The organism is Brotocaccenecus cirricatena (assembly GCF_020687045.1).
Lineage (GTDB): Bacteria > Bacillota > Clostridia > Oscillospirales > Oscillospiraceae > Vescimonas > Vescimonas cirricatena.
Window position 1 is genome coordinate 60,622 of sequence record NZ_JAJEPW010000001.1, and the last position, 16,682, is coordinate 77,303.

The 16,682-nt window shown below is 43.9% G+C and carries 25 protein-coding genes and 1 pseudogene; 23 read left to right on the forward strand and 3 right to left on the reverse strand.

Going from position 1 to position 16,682, the window contains the following annotated elements; translation table 11 throughout:
* The first annotated feature begins 22 nt into the window (after window positions 1-22).
* The 6 genes and pseudogenes from srtB to LKD37_RS00340 all read left to right on the forward strand — a co-directional run bounded on the left by srtB (window position 23) and on the right by LKD37_RS00340 (window position 4,627).
* Window positions 23-844, forward strand: a complete 822-nt coding sequence (gene srtB, locus LKD37_RS00315; protein ID WP_118670913.1) for a class B sortase — start codon at window positions 23-25, stop codon at window positions 842-844.
* Window positions 816-950: pseudogene (locus LKD37_RS17790) on the forward strand (cysteine-rich VLP protein); the annotation flags it as partial. The gene srtB and the pseudogene LKD37_RS17790, both read left to right, overlap by 29 nt.
* Before the next feature lie 58 nt (window positions 951-1,008).
* Window positions 1,009-1,182, forward strand: coding sequence for a hypothetical protein (locus LKD37_RS17795; protein ID WP_302927547.1), 174 nt, complete (start codon window positions 1,009-1,011; stop codon window positions 1,180-1,182).
* 102 nt (window positions 1,183-1,284) lie between these two features.
* The gene (locus tag LKD37_RS00330) at window positions 1,285-3,018 is read left to right on the forward strand and encodes a CHAP domain-containing protein (RefSeq protein WP_118670911.1); all 1,734 of its coding nucleotides are present in this window, start codon (window positions 1,285-1,287) and stop codon (window positions 3,016-3,018) included.
* Window positions 3,019-3,176: 158 nt separating this feature from the next.
* Window positions 3,177-3,521: a PadR family transcriptional regulator gene (locus tag LKD37_RS00335; RefSeq protein WP_015517998.1), complete on the forward strand. Its 345-nt coding sequence runs from the start codon at window positions 3,177-3,179 to the stop codon at window positions 3,519-3,521.
* Window positions 3,518-4,627, forward strand: coding sequence for an HAAS signaling domain-containing protein (locus LKD37_RS00340; RefSeq protein ID WP_021950634.1), 1,110 nt, complete (start codon window positions 3,518-3,520; stop codon window positions 4,625-4,627). Before LKD37_RS00335 ends, LKD37_RS00340 begins: the two co-directional genes overlap by 4 nt.
* A gap of 101 nt (window positions 4,628-4,728) precedes the next feature.
* Here LKD37_RS00340 and LKD37_RS00345 read toward each other — a convergent pair whose 3' ends face one another.
* Window positions 4,729-5,061, reverse strand: coding sequence for a helix-turn-helix domain-containing protein (locus LKD37_RS00345; RefSeq protein ID WP_243100323.1), 333 nt, complete (start codon window positions 5,059-5,061; stop codon window positions 4,729-4,731).
* Between the two features lie 143 nt (window positions 5,062-5,204).
* Between LKD37_RS00345 and LKD37_RS00350 the strand changes: the two genes are divergently transcribed.
* The 17 genes from LKD37_RS00350 to LKD37_RS00430 all read left to right on the forward strand — a co-directional run bounded on the left by LKD37_RS00350 (window position 5,205) and on the right by LKD37_RS00430 (window position 14,447).
* Window positions 5,205-5,678 carry an SLOG family protein gene (locus LKD37_RS00350; RefSeq protein ID WP_015518001.1) on the forward strand — a complete coding sequence of 158 codons (474 nt, stop codon included), beginning with the start codon at window positions 5,205-5,207 and terminating at the stop codon, window positions 5,676-5,678.
* 122 nt (window positions 5,679-5,800) lie between these two features.
* Window positions 5,801-6,004: a helix-turn-helix transcriptional regulator gene (locus tag LKD37_RS00355; RefSeq protein WP_055056835.1), complete on the forward strand. Its 204-nt coding sequence runs from the start codon at window positions 5,801-5,803 to the stop codon at window positions 6,002-6,004.
* Window positions 6,001-6,420 carry a hypothetical protein gene (locus LKD37_RS00360; protein WP_015518003.1) on the forward strand — a complete coding sequence of 140 codons (420 nt, stop codon included), beginning with the start codon at window positions 6,001-6,003 and terminating at the stop codon, window positions 6,418-6,420. The genes LKD37_RS00355 and LKD37_RS00360 overlap by 4 nt, the downstream gene beginning before the upstream one ends.
* Before the next feature lie 11 nt (window positions 6,421-6,431).
* Window positions 6,432-7,142: an ABC transporter ATP-binding protein gene (locus tag LKD37_RS00365; RefSeq protein ID WP_055194908.1), complete on the forward strand. Its 711-nt coding sequence runs from the start codon at window positions 6,432-6,434 to the stop codon at window positions 7,140-7,142.
* On the forward strand, window positions 7,135-8,712 hold the full coding sequence (locus LKD37_RS00370) for a hypothetical protein (RefSeq protein ID WP_015518004.1): 1,578 nt from the start codon (window positions 7,135-7,137) through the stop codon (window positions 8,710-8,712). The genes LKD37_RS00365 and LKD37_RS00370 overlap by 8 nt, the downstream gene beginning before the upstream one ends.
* Before the next feature lie 51 nt (window positions 8,713-8,763).
* Window positions 8,764-8,958 carry a hypothetical protein gene (locus LKD37_RS00375; protein ID WP_015518005.1) on the forward strand — a complete coding sequence of 65 codons (195 nt, stop codon included), beginning with the start codon at window positions 8,764-8,766 and terminating at the stop codon, window positions 8,956-8,958.
* A gap of 22 nt (window positions 8,959-8,980) precedes the next feature.
* Window positions 8,981-9,430: a hypothetical protein gene (locus LKD37_RS00380; RefSeq protein ID WP_015518006.1), complete on the forward strand. Its 450-nt coding sequence runs from the start codon at window positions 8,981-8,983 to the stop codon at window positions 9,428-9,430.
* A 25-nt stretch (window positions 9,431-9,455) separates the two neighbouring features.
* Entirely contained in the window at window positions 9,456-10,106 is a 651-nt protein-coding gene (locus LKD37_RS00385; RefSeq protein ID WP_242863596.1) for a flavin reductase family protein, read from the forward strand.
* Window positions 10,107-10,124: 18 nt separating this feature from the next.
* Entirely contained in the window at window positions 10,125-10,520 is a 396-nt protein-coding gene (locus LKD37_RS00390) for an SRPBCC family protein (RefSeq protein ID WP_015518008.1), read from the forward strand.
* A 28-nt stretch (window positions 10,521-10,548) separates the two neighbouring features.
* Complete coding sequence (locus LKD37_RS00395; protein WP_243272069.1) at window positions 10,549-10,731, forward strand: DUF4177 domain-containing protein; 183 nt, start codon at window positions 10,549-10,551, stop codon at window positions 10,729-10,731.
* Window positions 10,732-10,752: 21 nt separating this feature from the next.
* Window positions 10,753-11,085: a DUF3795 domain-containing protein gene (locus LKD37_RS00400; protein WP_015518010.1), complete on the forward strand. Its 333-nt coding sequence runs from the start codon at window positions 10,753-10,755 to the stop codon at window positions 11,083-11,085.
* A gap of 8 nt (window positions 11,086-11,093) precedes the next feature.
* On the forward strand, window positions 11,094-11,717 hold the full coding sequence (locus tag LKD37_RS00405; RefSeq protein WP_015518011.1) for a DNA alkylation repair protein: 624 nt from the start codon (window positions 11,094-11,096) through the stop codon (window positions 11,715-11,717).
* 28 nt (window positions 11,718-11,745) lie between these two features.
* Window positions 11,746-12,159 (forward strand): DUF3788 domain-containing protein, encoded by a 414-nt coding sequence (locus tag LKD37_RS00410; RefSeq protein WP_015518012.1) that lies wholly within the window; start codon window positions 11,746-11,748, stop codon window positions 12,157-12,159.
* A gap of 27 nt (window positions 12,160-12,186) precedes the next feature.
* On the forward strand, window positions 12,187-12,645 hold the full coding sequence (locus tag LKD37_RS00415; RefSeq protein WP_015518013.1) for a VOC family protein: 459 nt from the start codon (window positions 12,187-12,189) through the stop codon (window positions 12,643-12,645).
* Between the two features lie 31 nt (window positions 12,646-12,676).
* Window positions 12,677-13,186, forward strand: a complete 510-nt coding sequence (locus tag LKD37_RS00420) for a GNAT family N-acetyltransferase (protein WP_015518014.1) — start codon at window positions 12,677-12,679, stop codon at window positions 13,184-13,186.
* Complete coding sequence (locus LKD37_RS00425; RefSeq protein WP_015518015.1) at window positions 13,176-13,811, forward strand: GyrI-like domain-containing protein; 636 nt, start codon at window positions 13,176-13,178, stop codon at window positions 13,809-13,811. Before LKD37_RS00420 ends, LKD37_RS00425 begins: the two co-directional genes overlap by 11 nt.
* A gap of 12 nt (window positions 13,812-13,823) precedes the next feature.
* Window positions 13,824-14,447, forward strand: coding sequence for a CatA-like O-acetyltransferase, family 2 (locus LKD37_RS00430; RefSeq protein WP_055194906.1), 624 nt, complete (start codon window positions 13,824-13,826; stop codon window positions 14,445-14,447).
* Between the two features lie 42 nt (window positions 14,448-14,489).
* On the opposite strand, the gene LKD37_RS00435 is transcribed toward LKD37_RS00430, so the two are convergent.
* Complete coding sequence (locus LKD37_RS00435) at window positions 14,490-15,896, reverse strand: sensor histidine kinase (protein WP_015518017.1); 1,407 nt, start codon at window positions 15,894-15,896, stop codon at window positions 14,490-14,492.
* A 1-nt stretch (window position 15,897) separates the two neighbouring features.
* Window positions 15,898-16,602, reverse strand: coding sequence for a response regulator transcription factor (locus LKD37_RS00440; RefSeq protein ID WP_015518018.1), 705 nt, complete (start codon window positions 16,600-16,602; stop codon window positions 15,898-15,900).
* Window positions 16,603-16,682: the final 80 nt, after the last annotated feature.

A 16,682-nucleotide genomic window follows, 5' to 3' on the forward strand; every position in this document is an offset into this window, starting at 1 on the left:
TTGTTTCAGAAAGGATATGGCAATGAGAAAAAAGATTTGTATTGCGTTGATGGCAGCGTTTACCGTCCTGCTCGGCGTCAGCAGCTATTTCATTATCGACCATTACAGGGAGGCGGAACATCAGGAGCAGATGTACGATTCTCTCGTACAGCTCGTAGAGGACAGCGAAACCGAGCCTGTCGAGCCGATCATCTATTCGGAAGATAAGACGATACTGCCGGAGCTTACCGAGCTGTACCGTCAAAACAATGATTTGGTCGGCTGGATTTGCATGGAGGATACGAATATCAATTATCCCGTTATGCAGACGGTTGATAATCCGAACTACTATTTGAAGCGTGGATTTGATAAAGAATACAGTTCTTACGGCTGCCCGTATGTGCAGGAGGACTGCGATGTTTTAAAGCCCTCGGACAATTTAGTGATCTACGGTCATCATATGAACAACGGCTCGATGTTCGCCGACCTTGAAAAATTCAAGGACGAGGATTTCTGGCGGGGACATAAAACGATTGCCTTTCACACCCTGACAGAGAAAAATGAGTATGAAATCCTTGCGGTTTTCAAAACCGTTGTCTACACCGACAGCCCTGAAGCCTTCAAATATTACCGCTTTACGGACGCTCAGTCGCCGGAGGAGTTTGACGCTTATATTGATAAGTGCAAGGAGCTTTCCCTTTACGACACGGGCGTATCGGCGGAGTACGGCGACAAGCTGATAACGCTTTCCACCTGTGAATACTCCCGTACAAACGGAAGGATTGTCGTTGTGGCGAAAAAAGTAACAGAAAGCAGTGGTGCAAATGCTCCCGCAAATGACGGGGCGGCAGAGATACCGAGCTAATGCCCTGATAAAGAAGCTGTGCGCCAATTATGATGACGGGAACTGTCTGCTTCTTGATGAGGGGGAAGGCTGCGTCTGCGTACAGAGTATCTCCTACTCGCTTTTATGCAGGTATTTCCGCAATGCGGTGCTTCCGGCAGATCCGGCGTTGGAAGCGGAGATACTTGGAATGCACCCTGACAGGTGCGTTTTCTGCGGCGCTCCCATTATCAAGCGTGGCAACAGGAAAAAGTATTGTGAGAAATGCGCCGGTATCGAATACAAAAGGCAGCAGGCAGAGTACGCAAGAAAAAGGCGCACAGAATCGAAAAATAGAGGGTAAAAAGTCCTTGATTTAAGCGGCTTTTCAGCCCTCGCACTTTGAGGGGCAAGGTGTTGATACCTTTTCCCCTCTTTTTTTACTTCAAAGCGTCCACGGGCGCTTGGAAAGGAGGTTTTCTATGCCGGATATTAAGACAAGGGATATAGCGAAAGGCACGATAAAAACGATTGATAAATCGGCGGTTGCCGCCGAGCGTATGAAATCCGCCTTTATCCAGACCAAAGAAAAAGCGGAACACTCCGTTGATGTCCCTGAAAGCAGTGCGGAGGAATACGCTTCCAACCGTTTGGAAAGCGGTATCGACCGAGTTTCTCACGAAGCCGTACACCAATTTGATAAGCAGGGGCGCAAGGGCGTTCAGGCGACAAAGCAGAATATCGTCAAAGCAAAGGACGGTATTCAGAAATTCAAGGAAAAACGGGCGGCGCAGTCGCTTCAAAAACAGGCGCAGGCGGCAGCTCCACGAAAAAGCGTCGGTCAGAGTATCAAGGCGGTGGAACAGCCGAAGAAGGCAGTAAAAGAGTCTGCCCGTTCCGCAGGAAAAAAGACGATTAAGACGGTCGGGAAAGGCTCGGCGAAAACAGCGCAGAAAACGGTAAAAACCGCAGAGCGCACCGCTAAAACGACCGTCAAGACAGCGCAGCGTACCGCAAAGGCGGCGCAGAAAACGGCGCAGGCTACGGTCAAGGCTTCTCAAAGAGCAGTTCAGGCGGCACGGGCGGCGGCTCGTGCCGCCGTTGTTACGGCGAAAGCAATCGCAAAAGCGATAGCGCTTGCGGTCAAGGCGATTATCGCCGGAACAAAAGCGTTGATCGCCGCAATCGCCGCAGGCGGCTGGATAGCGGTTTTGGTCATTATCGTGATTTGCCTGATCGGTATGATTATCGGCTCCGTGTTCGGTATCTTTTTCTCAGGCGAAGATTCTGGGACTGGAATGAGTATGCAGACCGTTGTGCAGGAGATCAATATAGAATACGATACCAAATTGCAGGACGAAAAAACCTCGGTATCTTATGATGTCCTTGAAATGAGCGGCAGCCGTGCCGTTTGGAAAGAGGTGCTTGCGGTGTATTCCGTCAAAGTCAACACCGATCCGGATAATCCCCAAGAGGTTGCGACGATGGACGAATCGAAAAAGCAGCTTCTCACGGACATCTTTTGGGAGATGAACGAAATAAGATCCAGCACCGACACCAAAACGGAGACGGTCATTACTGAAACCGATGACGGTCACGGAAATATCGTGGAGACGGAAAGCACAGTCACGCAAACTTATCTGTATATCACGGTCAGCCATAAGACCGCCGATGAGATGGCGGCGCAGTATGGATTTAACGAGGAACAGAAAGAGTATCTCGCAGAGCTGCTTGCCGATGAAAATAATTCGCTGTGGTCGCAGGTACTTTACGGGATTACGGGTACAGACGATCAGATCGTAACCGTTGCGCTTTCCCAAATCGGGACGATGGGCGGCGATCCGTACTGGTCTTGGTACGGTTTTAATTCCCGTGTCGAGTGGTGCGCTTGCTTCGTTTCGTGGTGCGCTAACGAGTGCGGGTATATCGACGCTGGCGTAATTCCGAAATACGCAGGCTGCGTCAACGGCGTACAATGGTTTAAGGACAGAGGGCAATGGCTGGATAACAGCGCAGAGCCTACGCCGGGTATGATTATCTTCTTCGATTGGGCGAGTGGCGGACAGGACGGACTATCCGACCATACAGGTATCGTTCAAAAGGTGGAAAATGGCAGGGTTTACACGGTCGAGGGAAACTCTGGGGATTCTGTTCGTCAGAACAGCTATCCGGTTGGGTATTATGAGATACTCGGCTACGGTGCGCCTGCCTATTGATCGGAATGCAAAAAACGAGCCGCTTGCTTAAATGCAGGCGGCTTGATTACATATAAACGAACTGAATCTGAGATAGGCGTATATTTTTGAATGCACTTCATTTTTGTATTGACAATACAGTATGACATACAGTATAATAACATCAGGAGGTAACGCTGATGGGAGAAGAAAAAGATTTATTATCTACTTTGCTTTTGGAACTTCGCAGAGGGACATTGACAATTAGTGTACTCAGTCAGATGAATAAGCCGAAATACGGTTATGCTTTGGTGCAGAGCTTGGAAGAAAAAGGCGTTGCCATTGATCCCAATACCCTTTATCCGCTGCTTCGGCGTCTGGAGAGTCAGCAGCTTTTAGAAAGCAAGTGGGAAACCAGCGGAACAAAGCCGAGAAAGTATTATCAACGAACAGAGTATGGAACACAGGTCTATGAAAAGATGAAAATATATTGGAAGAATCTGTCTGTCGGAATCGAAAGGTTATTAGAGGAGGAAGAAGCATGACACCGAATGAGAAAGATTATATGGATCGATATATTTATCAGGTAATTCGTCGGCTTCCCAAAGCACAACGAGAGGAAGTTCGTATGGAGTTGGAAGAACTGATCAGTGATATGTATGCTGATAGAGGCTCTATGGAAGAAGTGCTGACTGAACTTGGCGATCCTGCTGAATTTGCAAAGCAATATCAAAACGAACAGAAATATTTGATTGGACCTGAATATTTTGACACTTATTTGTGGTTTGTAAAAGTTGTCTTAATCTGTGCTGCCGTACCAATTTTGATTATTTCGCTGATAAATGCGATAGGAGAAATACCCGCAATCACTTCGCAGAACGCCGCCTCTGTTATTATTCGAGCTATTGTGGACGGATTGATCGTCGGAATTACCGACGCTATGCTGTCCTGCATATCCGCTTTCGGTGCAGTAACCTTGACTTTTGCCATTATGGAGCGGAAAAAGATTCAGATCGAAATGAAGAAGGCAGAGAAATGGTCAGTAGAAAGCCTGTCTGAAGAACGAAAAATTCCATCCGCCAGATGGACGCCAAAGATTTTGGAGCCTGTACCGGATAAAAAAGCAATTATAAGTCGTGGAGATAGTATTGTGGGCATTGTGTTTATCGTTATTTTCAGTGTATTGCTAATTTTTGCCCCTCATTTCTTTGCTGCGATTTTTACGGAAGGCGAAGCCATAACAACCGTACCCGTTTTCAATTTGGAACAATGGGGAATTGTTCTGCCTGTCTTTGTAATCAGTCTGCTGATTGGTCTTATAGATGAGATTTTGCGTCTGATCATCGGCGTTTATTGTAAGCTGGTAATGATCAGCAATATTTTGTGTGGGGTAATTCAGATTGTGTTAAGCGCCATTGTGCTGAAAGTTTTACCTATCTGGAATCCGAATTTTGTACTTGAGATTGAACAGGCGTTGGGTGCTAATGCAGATTCAAGCGCAAACTTTTTCACTTACTGGAACGCTGATATGGTATCCAATGGACTGCTTGCGTTTATTGTTGTTATTACTCTGTTTGAGATTGGTGTGACGATTTACAAAACGCTCCGTTATGGGGTTTCCGTAAAAAACGGTATAAATTCCAATACATAAAAAATTGTAGTTTTTAGAATATTTTGATTATGGAAATAGTTTATGATGAAACAAAAATACGGTGCTACCCATTTGGGGTAACACCGTATTTTTTCCCGCTTTTATTGATTTTTATATTTATCCATTTCAACTAACATCTTATATAAATGTTCTTGCTCGGATTTACTTTTTGCTGCGACCAGCTCGTAACATTTCATAGGATAGCTGTCGGTGCTGCTTTCGCCTATCTTCTCAAAAAGCTGAGCAAGCGAGATATTCATAGCTGAAGCAATCTTTTCAATACTTTCAAGAGTAGCGTTCTTTTCCCCTCGTTCCACTTGCCCGATATAAGTAGGGTGGCAACCGGATAACTCAGCAAGCTTCTCTTGGCTCAATCCCTTATCAATTCTATAATTGCGGACACGCTGTCCGATTGTTTTTGCAATTTCACTCATAGTTCCAGCCTCCATTCATAGTCTATAAATATTGTTTCCGTAGTTCCACAGACTATTGATATTTATTGTTGACTTTGATATACTATGAGTATTATAATTAGATTTTTTGTGCTTTTAGGCTTTGAACTGGCTGGTGAACTTTAATGAGGGGAAAAACGGCTTGCTTTACCGGACATAGAAAAATACCGCCGGAGAGCATACCGGAACTCTCTCAGCGGTTAAAAAACACCTTGCTTCGACTGATAGAAGAAGGATATATGTACTTTGGCGCAGGCGGCGCATTGGGCTTTGATACGCTGGCTGCTCAATGCGTTTTATCCTTGAGAAAGCGATATTCACATATCAAGCTGATTTTAGTCCTTCCGTGTACCACACAGACAAAAGGCTGGAGCAAAGATGATATAGCGGTTTATGAGGAGATCAAAAGTCAGGCGGATAAGGTAGTATATACTTCTCACGACTATTTTCGGGGCTGTATGTTCAAAAGAAACCGCCATTTGGTAAATGGCAGCAGTGTCTGCATAGCCTATTTAACACAGGAGAAAGGCGGGACTGCATATACGGTAAATTATGCTCGGCAAAACAATGTGCAAGTGATAAACTTAGCTGCTCAATAGATGTGAAGAATGGGAAGATTGAAAAAAGTTCATCTCCGAATGGAAAGTATACTTGACATTTGTGCCCTCTTTGCTATAATAGAGATATGGAAAGCTGGCTTTCCATAGAAAGGAGGCGCACCGTGAAAAACCGTTTAGAGGAAATCCGGAAAGAACGGGGAATCAAGCAGGAAGAACTGGCTGCCGCACTGGAAGTATCTCGGCAGACTATCGGCTCGTTGGAAAACGGACGATATAATCCTTCGATTATATTGGCGTTTAAGCTTGCACGGTATTTTAATATGAGTATTGAAGATATTTTTATTTACGAGGAGGGAAAGCAATGAAAAAGAAAACCGGAATGTATCTTGCAATCGGTATTATCGGCATTGCTTTAGCTCTGATCGCAAAGTTTCTTTTACAGGACTATTTAAGTGATTCGCAAAGCGGAGCGATGATCGGGATAGGTGCCGGATTGTTCGGCTATGGGATTGCGAAATGGTGTGTCGGTCTGTGGGGCGCAAAAAATCCTGATTTGATGAAAATCAATGAAATTGAAGAAAAAGACGAGCGCAATCAGCTCATTCGAAGCAAAGCACAGGCAATATCCGGCGAGATACTGCACTGGCTGCTGATGGCAGGCGCTTGGGTATGTATTTTTTTCGACGCACCACTATGGATTGTTCTTACTCTTGTAGGCGCTTTCCTGCTTAAAACAATCCTTGATTTTATTTTGATGGCATATTACCAGCATAAGATGTGACGGAGGATATTATGAAATTTGTAATTGAGCATTTGTCAAAAAGCTTTGAGAAAAAGGAAGTTCTCAGAGATATTGATTTTACTTTTGATGAAGGGAAAATTTATGGGCTGCTCGGCAGAAACGGCGCTGGAAAAACAACGCTGTTTAACTGCCTGAACAGGGATTTGAAGGCGGATAGCGGCAATTTCTATATAGAAGATGAAAACGGCGTCCGCCGTGAGGTGTCCGCAGAGGACATCGGATATGTACTCTCTACCCCGACCGTGCCGGAGTTTCTTACAGGCAGGGAGTTTTTGAAATTCTTTATGGACATCAACGAGAAGTCTATCAATAATCCGAAAAGCATTGACGAGTATTTCGATTATATGAGTATTGAGCCGGAGGACAGGGATAAACTGCTCAAGGACTACTCCCACGGTATGAAAAACAAAATGCAAATGCTCATCAATATCATCGCTCAGCCGAATATCCTGCTGCTCGACGAGCCTTTGACATCCCTTGATGTGGTTGTGGCGGAAGAAATGAAACAACTGCTCCGTTCACTGAAACAAGACCGCATTACCATTTTCTCCACTCATATTATGGATTTGGCGCTTGACCTCTGCGATGAGATTGTGCTGCTTAATCACGGCGAACTGGAGGTCGTGGAGAAAACCGATCTGGACAGCAGGGAATTTAAGGATAAAATCATTGCGGCACTCAGGGAGGAAGGAAATGAATAAGACGCTTAAAATATCTTTTTCCCTGAAAAATACATACCGTGTCAACGGTGTCCTGTTTTCCTTAAAGCAGATACCGCTCGTAAAGCGGCTGCTTCCGGCAACGCTGTATCAGGTAAAGGGGCTGAAAATCTTTGCAAACATTTTGTCCGTGCTGTGGGAAATCGTTTCTGTATTCCTCGGCAAGTTCCTTTACTTTATCACGATGGTATGCGGTATCGGTATCCTTTATAACGGACTGCCGGAGAATGAGGTGTTCCTGCATATCCTGCTGATTCTCACGGTAATCGGCAGCTTTGTAAACACACACCTTTTCAATCCGACAAAGGATAAATATTATGCGATGATCCTGATGAAAATGGACGCACGAGAATATACGCTTGTAAACTATTTCTACTCCATCCTGAAGGTCGTTGTGGGCTTTTTGCCCTTTACGATTCTGTTCGGTATGGACAGAGGCGTACCTTTGTGGTTTTGTCTGCTCCTGCCCCTTTGCATAGCGGGTATGAAGCTGTTTGCGGCGGCTGTTACCCTGTGGGATTATGAGAAAAGGGGATTTGGCTACAACGAAAATAAGCTGTCCAAATATGTGTGGTGCTGTATCGCCCTGCTTTTAGCCGCAGCCTATGCTCCGCCCGCCTTTGGTTTTGCTTTGCCTGCGGTCGTACCAATGGTTATATTTTTAGCGTGTATTCCCCTTGGTATGGCAAGTATCACAAGGCTCACTACCTTCCGTGATTATTACGCAATCAACAAGGAATTATTAGCCGGATTGACCAATCAGATGGACAGCACGGCACAGACAAAGCTTATCAAACAGGCAAATGAAAAGAAAATATCCGCAGATACTTCCATTAGCAGCAACCGCAAGGGCTTCGAGTATCTGAATGAGCTGTTTATCAAAAGGCATAAAAAGATACTCTGGAACTCGACAAAGAAGATTTCCTATGTGTGCGCTTTCCTTGTCGCCGCCGTGCTGGCAGGCGTCTATCTGCTGCCCGAAGAAAAAACCGTCATTAACGAAATCGTGATGACTTGGCTTCCATACTTTGTATTTATAATGTACGCTATCAACCGTGGCACGAACTTTACACAGGCGCTTTTTATGAACTGCGATCACAGCCTGCTGACCTATTCGTTTTATAAGCAGCCGAGCTTTATCCTGCGGCTGTTTCAGATTCGCCTGCGTGAGATTATGAAAATCAACGCTGTTCCGGCGCTCGTGATCGGTATCGGACTGGCGCTGATCCTGTTTGCCACCGGAGGGACGGACAATCCGCTGAACTATGTAGTGCTGGTTGTTTCCATCCTGTGTATGAGCCTGTTTTTCTCGATTCATTACCTGACGATTTACTATCTGCTCCAGCCTTATAACGCAGGGACGGAGCTGAAAAGCGGCACATACCGGATCGTTTTGTCAGTAACCTATGTCATCTGCTTTGCCCTTATGCGGCTGCGTATGCCGATTATGATATTTGGAATAATGACTATCGTATTCTGTGTGCTTTACAGCATTGTCGCCAGCATTTTGGTATACCGCCTTGCGCCGAAAACCTTTAGACTTAGAACATAACGGGGCGGCTTTACTGCCGGAAATCCATAAAAAGAAACGGAGGATTTATTTATGAGAAAGTGTCTCAGATGTGGAACGGAAATGAAAGAAAACTGCGCCATCAAGGTAGAAGGCGCAGGATACGGAATTATAATGTCATCGGACGAAAACAAGCTGTTCGGCGGCAGGATCGGCAAGCCGAAGGTGGCAATCTGTCCGAAGTGTGGCGAAGTCTCCATCTATGTGGAAGATGTAGAGAAGCTGTGACGGTATATGGAGGCTGTTTGAAATGAAAAAGATTTTATCTGTGTTTTTGATGTCATTCATCGTATTCGCTCTCTCTGCCTGCAATGCTGATGTCGTGAAGATTGAAGATTATGAGTGGGAAATGAGAACGGTTATGAGCAATGATACGGAATCTGCCCAATATCAGGATGAACTTGTGGTTGCCGTAGGAGAAGCCGACGAGCTGTATCCTGACGCTGAAATCGTGGATATGACTTTGACTGCTAAAGATGGAGAAATCACGATAACGGATACCACAAACGGCAAGACATATAACGGAACTTATGAGGTAATGCAGAAAACGCCGAAGGGAACGGACTACGAGATTATCATTGACGGAGTAAACGGCTATGCTACCGTAGCTCCTACGGAATACTATGATGGCTCAGAGATTCCAACACTACCAATCAATATAGATGGCTATTCCTTATACTTTATCCCAAATGAGTCGTAATCTACTCAGGTTAGAGAAAGGCATAATGATGAAGATCGAGATTGAAAAGGATTTTCCCCAGTATTTTAAGCCAGCCTATCCGGAAGAATTTGAGCTGTTCTCTCACTTTGAAGTAACAGCAGGAATACCGACCGTTCTCTTTGCTGTCACGACTTGGAAAGAGAACGGGAAACCGAATGTGTGCTTTCATTCGTGGAGTTGCTTTCACGGAGATAAGACCGCTTTTTTCGCTGTGATGGGCAACCTGTATCAGCATACCCACACCTATGCCAATATCCAAAGAGAAAAATGCTTTTGCATTAATTTTCTCCCGATAAGCTGTTATGACAGGTTGGTAAATACCATTCATCAGAATGAATGGGACAATGACGAATTTGCAGCAGGAGGCTTTACTGTTTCCAACGCCAAAACCATTCACGCACCTGCGATCAGCGAAGCGTTTCTCACGATGGAATGTACCCTGAAAGATATACAGGATTTAAGCGGTGCAGGTATTACGGCTATGGTCATCGGACAGGTACAGCACATCTCTGTGGAAGAAGCGTATGCACAAGGGTATGAATTAAGATATGGCAAGGACGGATTTATGCTGCTCGTGCCTGCGCCGCAAGACCTTGTTACCGGAGAGCCAAATCAGTCGGCGATTGCCACCGTGCATATTGAGAAATACGACTGATTTAAGGAGAGAGCAAAAATGGCGGTTTCAAATATAAAAGCGCTGATCCCCGGCGAACTTCAAAAAGTGTGGGAGCTGGTGTTGAATACGGAGAATTACGCTGCTTGGAGAAGCGACTTGAGTAAAACAGAAGCGATAAGCGACAAGCAATTTATCGAATATACCAAAAACGGCTACCCTACGACCTTTACCGTGACGCTTGTTAAGCCATACAGACGATGGGAATTTGATATGGAAAACAGCAATATGACAGGTCATTGGACTGGCATTTTCACTGCCAAAGGCGATGAAACAGAGATAGATTTTACGGAACAAGTGAAAGCGAAGAAATGGCTGCTGAAGCCTTTTGTGAAATCGTATTTGAGAAAGCAGCAGACACAGTTTGTTGCGGATATAATGAAAAATTTTTCATAAAGACTTATATATAGGAAGGCGGTTTGTTATGAAGAAGTATGAGTATATGACAGTTGATTTAAGCGCAGAGCCATCATTTAATGTTCATATTAAGCTGGTTCGGTATATTGAGAAACTCAACGAATATGGAAAACAGGGTTGGCGTTTGATTTCCGGAACTGATGACTGGAAGTATTCGATCTTTGAGCGAGAAATTGATGATGAAGAATAATAGACAGGAGGCGTATAACCTATGAAAGATATGATCGGATACTGCGGACTGGACTGCGAAAAATGCGACGCATACATAGCGACCGTCAATGACGATCAGGCTTTGCGGGAGAAAACTGCGAAGCTGTGGGCAGAGTTAAACAACGCCCCGATTCTTCCAGAGCATATTAACTGCGAAGGCTGCCGTATGAATGGGGCAAAAACGGTATTTTGTGATAGCCTGTGCGGGATTCGGAAGTGTGCGTTAAATAAAGGTGTTTCCACCTGCGGAGACTGCCCGGATTTAGAAACCTGCCCGACTGTTGGGGCAATCCTCGAAAATAATCCGGCTGCTTTGGATAATTTGAAAGGGTAATATACATAATGGAAAATTTCATAGCACATTTGAAAGAAGTTATACCTGAAAAAGATAGTCTAAAACTCGTGAAAAAGGAAGCTGAAAATTATTACAAGCAGCATTCGCTTGATGAATGTTTTGCTACGGGATTGGAATTATATCAGTCGGAAAATTTTCAGATACAGGAAGTCGGTGTTTTCTTGGTAGGATATGCAGCCTGCAAAAATACAAGCGCATTATCATTTCTGAAAGATACCGTGAGTCAGCACAAAAGCTGGAAGGTGCAGGAAATTCTTGCAATGGCATTTGATAATTACTGCAAAATTATTGGATATGAAACAGCGATTCCGGTTATTAAGGAATGGCTAAAAAGTGATTGTGCTAATACAAGGAGAGCTGTATCAGAAGGATTGAGAATTTGGACAAGCCGCCCTTATTTTAAGGAGCATCCGCAGATGGCAATACAGTTTTTATCTTCTCTCAAAGATGATGAAAGCGAGTATGTACGAAAATCAATAGGAAATGCTTTGAAAGATATAAGCAAAAAATATCCTGAACTGGTTTCCAATGAACTGAAGCAATGGGATTTATCGTCAAAAGAAATAAAACAGGTACATAAATTAGCAAGTGCTTATCTGAACAAGTCATAAACAAATACTGTTATGCGGAGGGAACACAATGCTTGAAAATACTCCTACTCAGTCAACTATGACTGAGTTGCTCGGACAACCTTTGTTTGCAGTCTGGCAAGAGCTGTGTTCAGCGATTGATGAAAAATACGATATGGAACGGCTATGGAATACAGGCGGTAAGAACTGGGTTTATGAATATAAGTACCGCAGAGGCGGTAAAACGCTTTGCAGTCTATATGCGAAAAAGAATAGCCTTGGTTTTATGATTATCTTTGGAAAAGATGAAAGAGTAAAATTTGAGGAGATAAGGGAAACTCTTTCTGATCCCGTTTGCAGGCAATATGATGAAGCAACAACTTATCGTGACGGGAAATGGGTAATGTTTGAGCCGACTGATACTTATGAGTTCGATGACTATATGAAACTGTTGGCTATTAAAAGAAAGCCTAATCGGAAATAACGATACTGTGTTTTGGAGAAAATTAGAATGAAGTTGAAAAATCCTATGTTGGTAGTGACCGATATAGACAGATCAGTTGAATTTTATAAAAAAGTCTTTGGACTTCATATCATTATGGACTTTGGAGCAAATAAGACACTGACAGGTGGCTTAGCCCTGCAAACGGCTGAAACATATAAGGAATTTATTGGTGCAAGTGACATTTCTTTTGGCGGCAACAACTTTGAGCTTTATTTTGAGGAAGATGACTTTGACAAGTTTGCTGATAAGCTGAAGGAATATGATATTGAATATGTCCACCCGATTATGGAACATTCTTGGGGGCAGCGAGTCGTTCGCTTCTATGATCCGGATAAGCATATTATCGAAGTCGGAGAGAATATGAAGGTCGTATGCAAGCGCTTTTTGGATAGTGGAATGACGCCGGAACAGGTTGCAAAGCGAATGGATGTACCTATGAAATTTGTTAATGCCTGTATGCGGTAAGGCTATTTTTTGACAAAGGAACGAGTAAAATATGAGCTACTCTATAAGGGAAATGCGAAAGGAAGAATATAGTCTGCTCAGTGATTTTTTGTACGAAGCAATTTATATTCCGGATGGTACGGCTGCGCCGCCTAAATCAGTGATAACTTGTCCCGAATTGCAAGTATACATTGCAGATTTTGGAAACAGCAAACACGATAAGGCTTTGATTGTAGAAGTTGACGGAAATATTGTAGGAGCAATATGGGCAAGGATTATGAACGACTACGGACATATTGATGAGAATACGCCTTCCCTTGCAATGTCTGTTCTTAAAGCGTACAGAGGTATGGGAATTGGAACTTTGTTGCTTACACAAATGTTGTTAGCAGAAAAAGCTGCTGGTTATGCAAAGATTTCCTTATCTGTTCAAAAGGACAATTATGCAGTGAAGTTATATCGAAAAGCGGGCTTTACAACGGTCAAAGAAACGACTGAGGAATACATTATGGTAGCTGACCTAAATTCTATTTGCAAAATGGAGGAAGAAAATGGCTTTTGATTACAAGAAAGAATACAAGGAATTTTATATGCCGAAGAACAAGCCCGGAATTATAGAGATTCCAAAAATGAACTACATTGCAGTCCGGGGGAAAGGCAATCCTAACGAGGAAAACGGGGAGTATAAAAGCTCAATCGGCTTGTTATATGGAATAGCCTTTACTATAAAGATGAGCTACAAGGGGACGCATAAAATCGAGGGATTTTTCGAGTATGTAGTGCCGCCCCTTGAAGGTCTTTGGTGGCAGGAAAATACGCAGGGACTTGATTATGCAAGAAAAGAAGATATGCACTTTATCTCTATGATCCGGCTGCCGGATTTCGTAACGAAGGAAGATTTTGAGTGGGCAGTTCAGGAGGCAACGAAAAAGAAAAAACAGGATTTTTCTAAGGTTGAGTTCTTCCCCTATGATGAGGGAATGTGCGTCCAGTGTATGCACATCGGCTCTTATGACGATGAGCCTGCCACTGTTGATTTAATGCACGACTATATGAAAGCGAATGGATACGAACTGGATATTACGGATACAAGATACCATCACGAAATCTATCTGAGCGATCCGAGAAAATGCGATGTGAGCCGATTGAAAACAGTCGTGCGCCATCCAATCCGGAAAGCTGAGTAAGCGGAGGTTAGTATGCCAAAAGAAGTGGATCCCAAAGATACGACAAGGGCTGCGGCGTATGCGCTTTGGACGAAAGCGCCCAATCCAATGGTAACTTTTTTTAAGACCTTTGATGTGACCAATCTGATCAAGGTCAGTAAGAAAAGAAGCCTGAAATTTAATATGCTGCTGGATTACTGTATCGGCAGAGCTGCCGCAGGGGTAAAGGAATTTTACATCCTTCCGGTTGGCGATAAGCTCATACAGTATGACACCATAGCAGTCAATACCATCGTGAAAAACAAAGAGGGCGAAGTCAGCTCCTGCGACCTTTCCTATAAAGCCGAGTTAAATCAATTCAACGAGGAGTATCTGAAATATACGACACAGGTCGCTGCAAGCTGTCAGGACAGGGACTTATCCGAAAACAGTATGGTCATCGGCACTTCCGCCATCATAGATACGGAAATCGACGGAGCTGTTGGTATGAACAGCGGCATTTTCAACAATCCCTTTATTATTTGGGGCAGATACAAAAAGAAATGGCTTCGGTATTACCTGTCTCTCTCTTTCCAGTTCCATCACACGCAGATGGACGGCGCTCACGCAGGCACATTTTTGAAGAACTTGCAAGATGAAATCAATCTGCTGAAGTAAAAAACCGTAGGGCTTTCATTGAAGCTCTACGGTTTTTAACATTTATTGAGTATGACTATCCTTTGGAATAGGGAAAGAAATTGTAACGGCAAATCCACCTTGTTTGCCGTGATCGAAAGACACTGTACCATTATGGGCGGAAACGATCTGTCCGACAATCAAAAGCCCTAAGCCGTGCCGTGGCTCGGTTGTCCCGCTGTCACTCATCATATAGTGGGGCGTAGTCCTGAGTTTCTCTAACTTTTCATCGGTAACGCCGACGCCGTTATCTTCTACGACGATTTTATATTCTGTATCGCTTTTTCGGACGCATACTGAAATCGTACAGCCATCAGGATTGTGCGTTTGAGAATTTGTAATCAGATTTCCGATTGCCCGCCGCAACAACTCTTTATCTCCATTTATGACACAGGCAGTCAATGCTTCATCTGTATTCCATTCTATCGGATACTTTTCTTCCATATCTAAATTGATAAAGTCAACAACGCTTTGTCTTGCGATTGCTACGAGATTGACAGGCTCTGGATGGATCGGCTGCATATTATATTCTAACTTCGAGGCAAGATTCAGGTCATTGATGAGATTTTTCATTTTTGTACTTTGCTGACGGATAATCCGTGCCTTTTTCCTTTCGCTTTCCGGCAGGCTTTCATTGTCCTCAATCTGTCCGGCATATCCCATTACCATAGAAAGTGGTGTGCGAATATCGTGAGAGACTCCGGAAATCCAGTTTGCTCTTGCTGTTTCTTTTCTTTGCAGGTTTCGCTTCTGTTTTTGGAGAATATCCGATGTTTGATTGATTTTAGCGGCAAGGTCTGATAAAAGTCCTTTTTCCCTGACATAAACAGGCTCGCCTGAAGGCAGCGCCTGTATACCGTTTGTAATCGGTTTAACGGATTTCAGTAGCTTGGAATTAGCGATCATATAAATCAGGAAAATCAAAAAAACATTCACACCGATTACAATCAGGACAGTATACGGGGCGTTTTTGATGAAATCATAATCCCAGCTCGGAGACATATGTTTCCAATATCGGTCTTTCGGGTAGCCTACAACGACCAATCCGTTTTCACATTCTCCCGTATAGGTAGGGTATCCGTCAATATATCCTCGTGTCAGACTTGCAATGTCGGAGATCGTATAGTGCAGAGGAACGGTATCCGGCAGATTTTCCGTGTGCCATTTTACCTCTAATGTGTCATTATCTATATAGATTGCCCACGCATTCTCCCCGCTTAACCGCTCCGTCATATCGCCGGATAAGATATATCCCGTTTCTGTTTCCTGTAAAGCTTCAGCAGTTTCTTTTGCAGTCGTCCACGGTCTGCCATTTGCAGTTTGACTTGCGGAAATAGCAGCAAGAATAATAATGTTAAGGACGATGACCAAGACTGTGCTTAACAGCAATATGCCTACAAACCGCCGGATGAGTTTCGTAATATCTTTCATATCATTTCCCCGCTAATACTAACTTGTAGCCTAAGCCTTTTACCGTAATGAGGGATACCGGCTTTGACGGGTTAGCTTCAATTTTCTCTCGGATTCTGCGGATATGCGCCATCAGCGAGTTTTCATATCCGTATGGATTATCTCCCCACGCAGCTTCGCAGAGCTGATCGATGGTTACAATTCTTCCCGCATTGCGGTAGAGCGCCAGCAGTATATCGTGTTCTTTTGCAGTCAGCGGGAAATGTTCATTTTCTTTTATCACTTCGGCACGGTCAAAGTCAATTTGACTTCCGGCAAGCTGGACGATAGGATCTTCGCCTTTGTAGTACCGCCGCAGAATGATTCCGATACGCAGGGATAATTCTTTTGGCAGGAACGGCTTTACCATATAATCATCTGCACCAAGTCCCAATCCTTTCAGCTTGTCCTCATCTTCTCCACGGGCAGTTAAAAAGAGAACTGGGACTTCGGTAAAAGTCCTCATTTGTTCAAACAAAGAAAAGCCGTCCCCATCGGGCAGCATTACATCGAGAATGGCAAGATCAGGCTCCCAGTCCCTGCATATTTTCAGAGCTTCAGCTACTGTTCCGGCAGTCCTGATTGTTTTGAAACCGTCCTGCGCTAAAATAGATGTTACCATTTCACGCAGATCAGCCTCATCATCTACGATGAGGATTTTTTTGTATTTTAAGTAATCGTAGTCCATAATGCAATTCTCCTTTTCCTATATTATAGCATATCATTCCCGCATTTTCGCAGTGCAGTTCAAATGTAAGGTAAATGTAA

Excerpts from the sequence above, each read along its gene's own strand:
- srtB (WP_118670913.1), top strand. The coding sequence starts at position 23 with ATGAGAAAAAAGATTTGTATTGCGTTGATGGCAGCGTTTACCGTCCTG.
- LKD37_RS00330 (WP_118670911.1), top strand. The coding sequence starts at position 1,285 with ATGCCGGATATTAAGACAAGGGATATAGCGAAAGGCACGATAAAAACG.
- LKD37_RS00335 (WP_015517998.1), top strand. The coding sequence starts at position 3,177 with ATGGGAGAAGAAAAAGATTTATTATCTACTTTGCTTTTGGAACTTCGC.
- LKD37_RS00340 (WP_021950634.1), top strand. The coding sequence starts at position 3,518 with ATGACACCGAATGAGAAAGATTATATGGATCGATATATTTATCAGGTA.
- LKD37_RS00345 (WP_243100323.1), bottom strand. The coding sequence starts at position 5,061 with ATGAGTGAAATTGCAAAAACAATCGGACAGCGTGTCCGCAATTATAGA.
- LKD37_RS00350 (WP_015518001.1), top strand. The coding sequence starts at position 5,205 with ATGAGGGGAAAAACGGCTTGCTTTACCGGACATAGAAAAATACCGCCG.
- LKD37_RS00360 (WP_015518003.1), top strand. The coding sequence starts at position 6,001 with ATGAAAAAGAAAACCGGAATGTATCTTGCAATCGGTATTATCGGCATT.
- LKD37_RS00365 (WP_055194908.1), top strand. The coding sequence starts at position 6,432 with ATGAAATTTGTAATTGAGCATTTGTCAAAAAGCTTTGAGAAAAAGGAA.
- LKD37_RS00370 (WP_015518004.1), top strand. The coding sequence starts at position 7,135 with ATGAATAAGACGCTTAAAATATCTTTTTCCCTGAAAAATACATACCGT.
- LKD37_RS00375 (WP_015518005.1), top strand. The coding sequence starts at position 8,764 with ATGAGAAAGTGTCTCAGATGTGGAACGGAAATGAAAGAAAACTGCGCC.
- LKD37_RS00380 (WP_015518006.1), top strand. The coding sequence starts at position 8,981 with ATGAAAAAGATTTTATCTGTGTTTTTGATGTCATTCATCGTATTCGCT.
- LKD37_RS00385 (WP_242863596.1), top strand. The coding sequence starts at position 9,456 with ATGATGAAGATCGAGATTGAAAAGGATTTTCCCCAGTATTTTAAGCCA.
- LKD37_RS00390 (WP_015518008.1), top strand. The coding sequence starts at position 10,125 with ATGGCGGTTTCAAATATAAAAGCGCTGATCCCCGGCGAACTTCAAAAA.
- LKD37_RS00395 (WP_243272069.1), top strand. The coding sequence starts at position 10,549 with ATGAAGAAGTATGAGTATATGACAGTTGATTTAAGCGCAGAGCCATCA.
- LKD37_RS00400 (WP_015518010.1), top strand. The coding sequence starts at position 10,753 with ATGAAAGATATGATCGGATACTGCGGACTGGACTGCGAAAAATGCGAC.
- LKD37_RS00405 (WP_015518011.1), top strand. The coding sequence starts at position 11,094 with ATGGAAAATTTCATAGCACATTTGAAAGAAGTTATACCTGAAAAAGAT.
- LKD37_RS00410 (WP_015518012.1), top strand. The coding sequence starts at position 11,746 with ATGCTTGAAAATACTCCTACTCAGTCAACTATGACTGAGTTGCTCGGA.
- LKD37_RS00415 (WP_015518013.1), top strand. The coding sequence starts at position 12,187 with ATGAAGTTGAAAAATCCTATGTTGGTAGTGACCGATATAGACAGATCA.
- LKD37_RS00420 (WP_015518014.1), top strand. The coding sequence starts at position 12,677 with ATGAGCTACTCTATAAGGGAAATGCGAAAGGAAGAATATAGTCTGCTC.
- LKD37_RS00425 (WP_015518015.1), top strand. The coding sequence starts at position 13,176 with ATGGCTTTTGATTACAAGAAAGAATACAAGGAATTTTATATGCCGAAG.
- LKD37_RS00430 (WP_055194906.1), top strand. The coding sequence starts at position 13,824 with ATGCCAAAAGAAGTGGATCCCAAAGATACGACAAGGGCTGCGGCGTAT.
- LKD37_RS00435 (WP_015518017.1), bottom strand. The coding sequence starts at position 15,896 with ATGAAAGATATTACGAAACTCATCCGGCGGTTTGTAGGCATATTGCTG.
- LKD37_RS00440 (WP_015518018.1), bottom strand. The coding sequence starts at position 16,602 with ATGGACTACGATTACTTAAAATACAAAAAAATCCTCATCGTAGATGAT.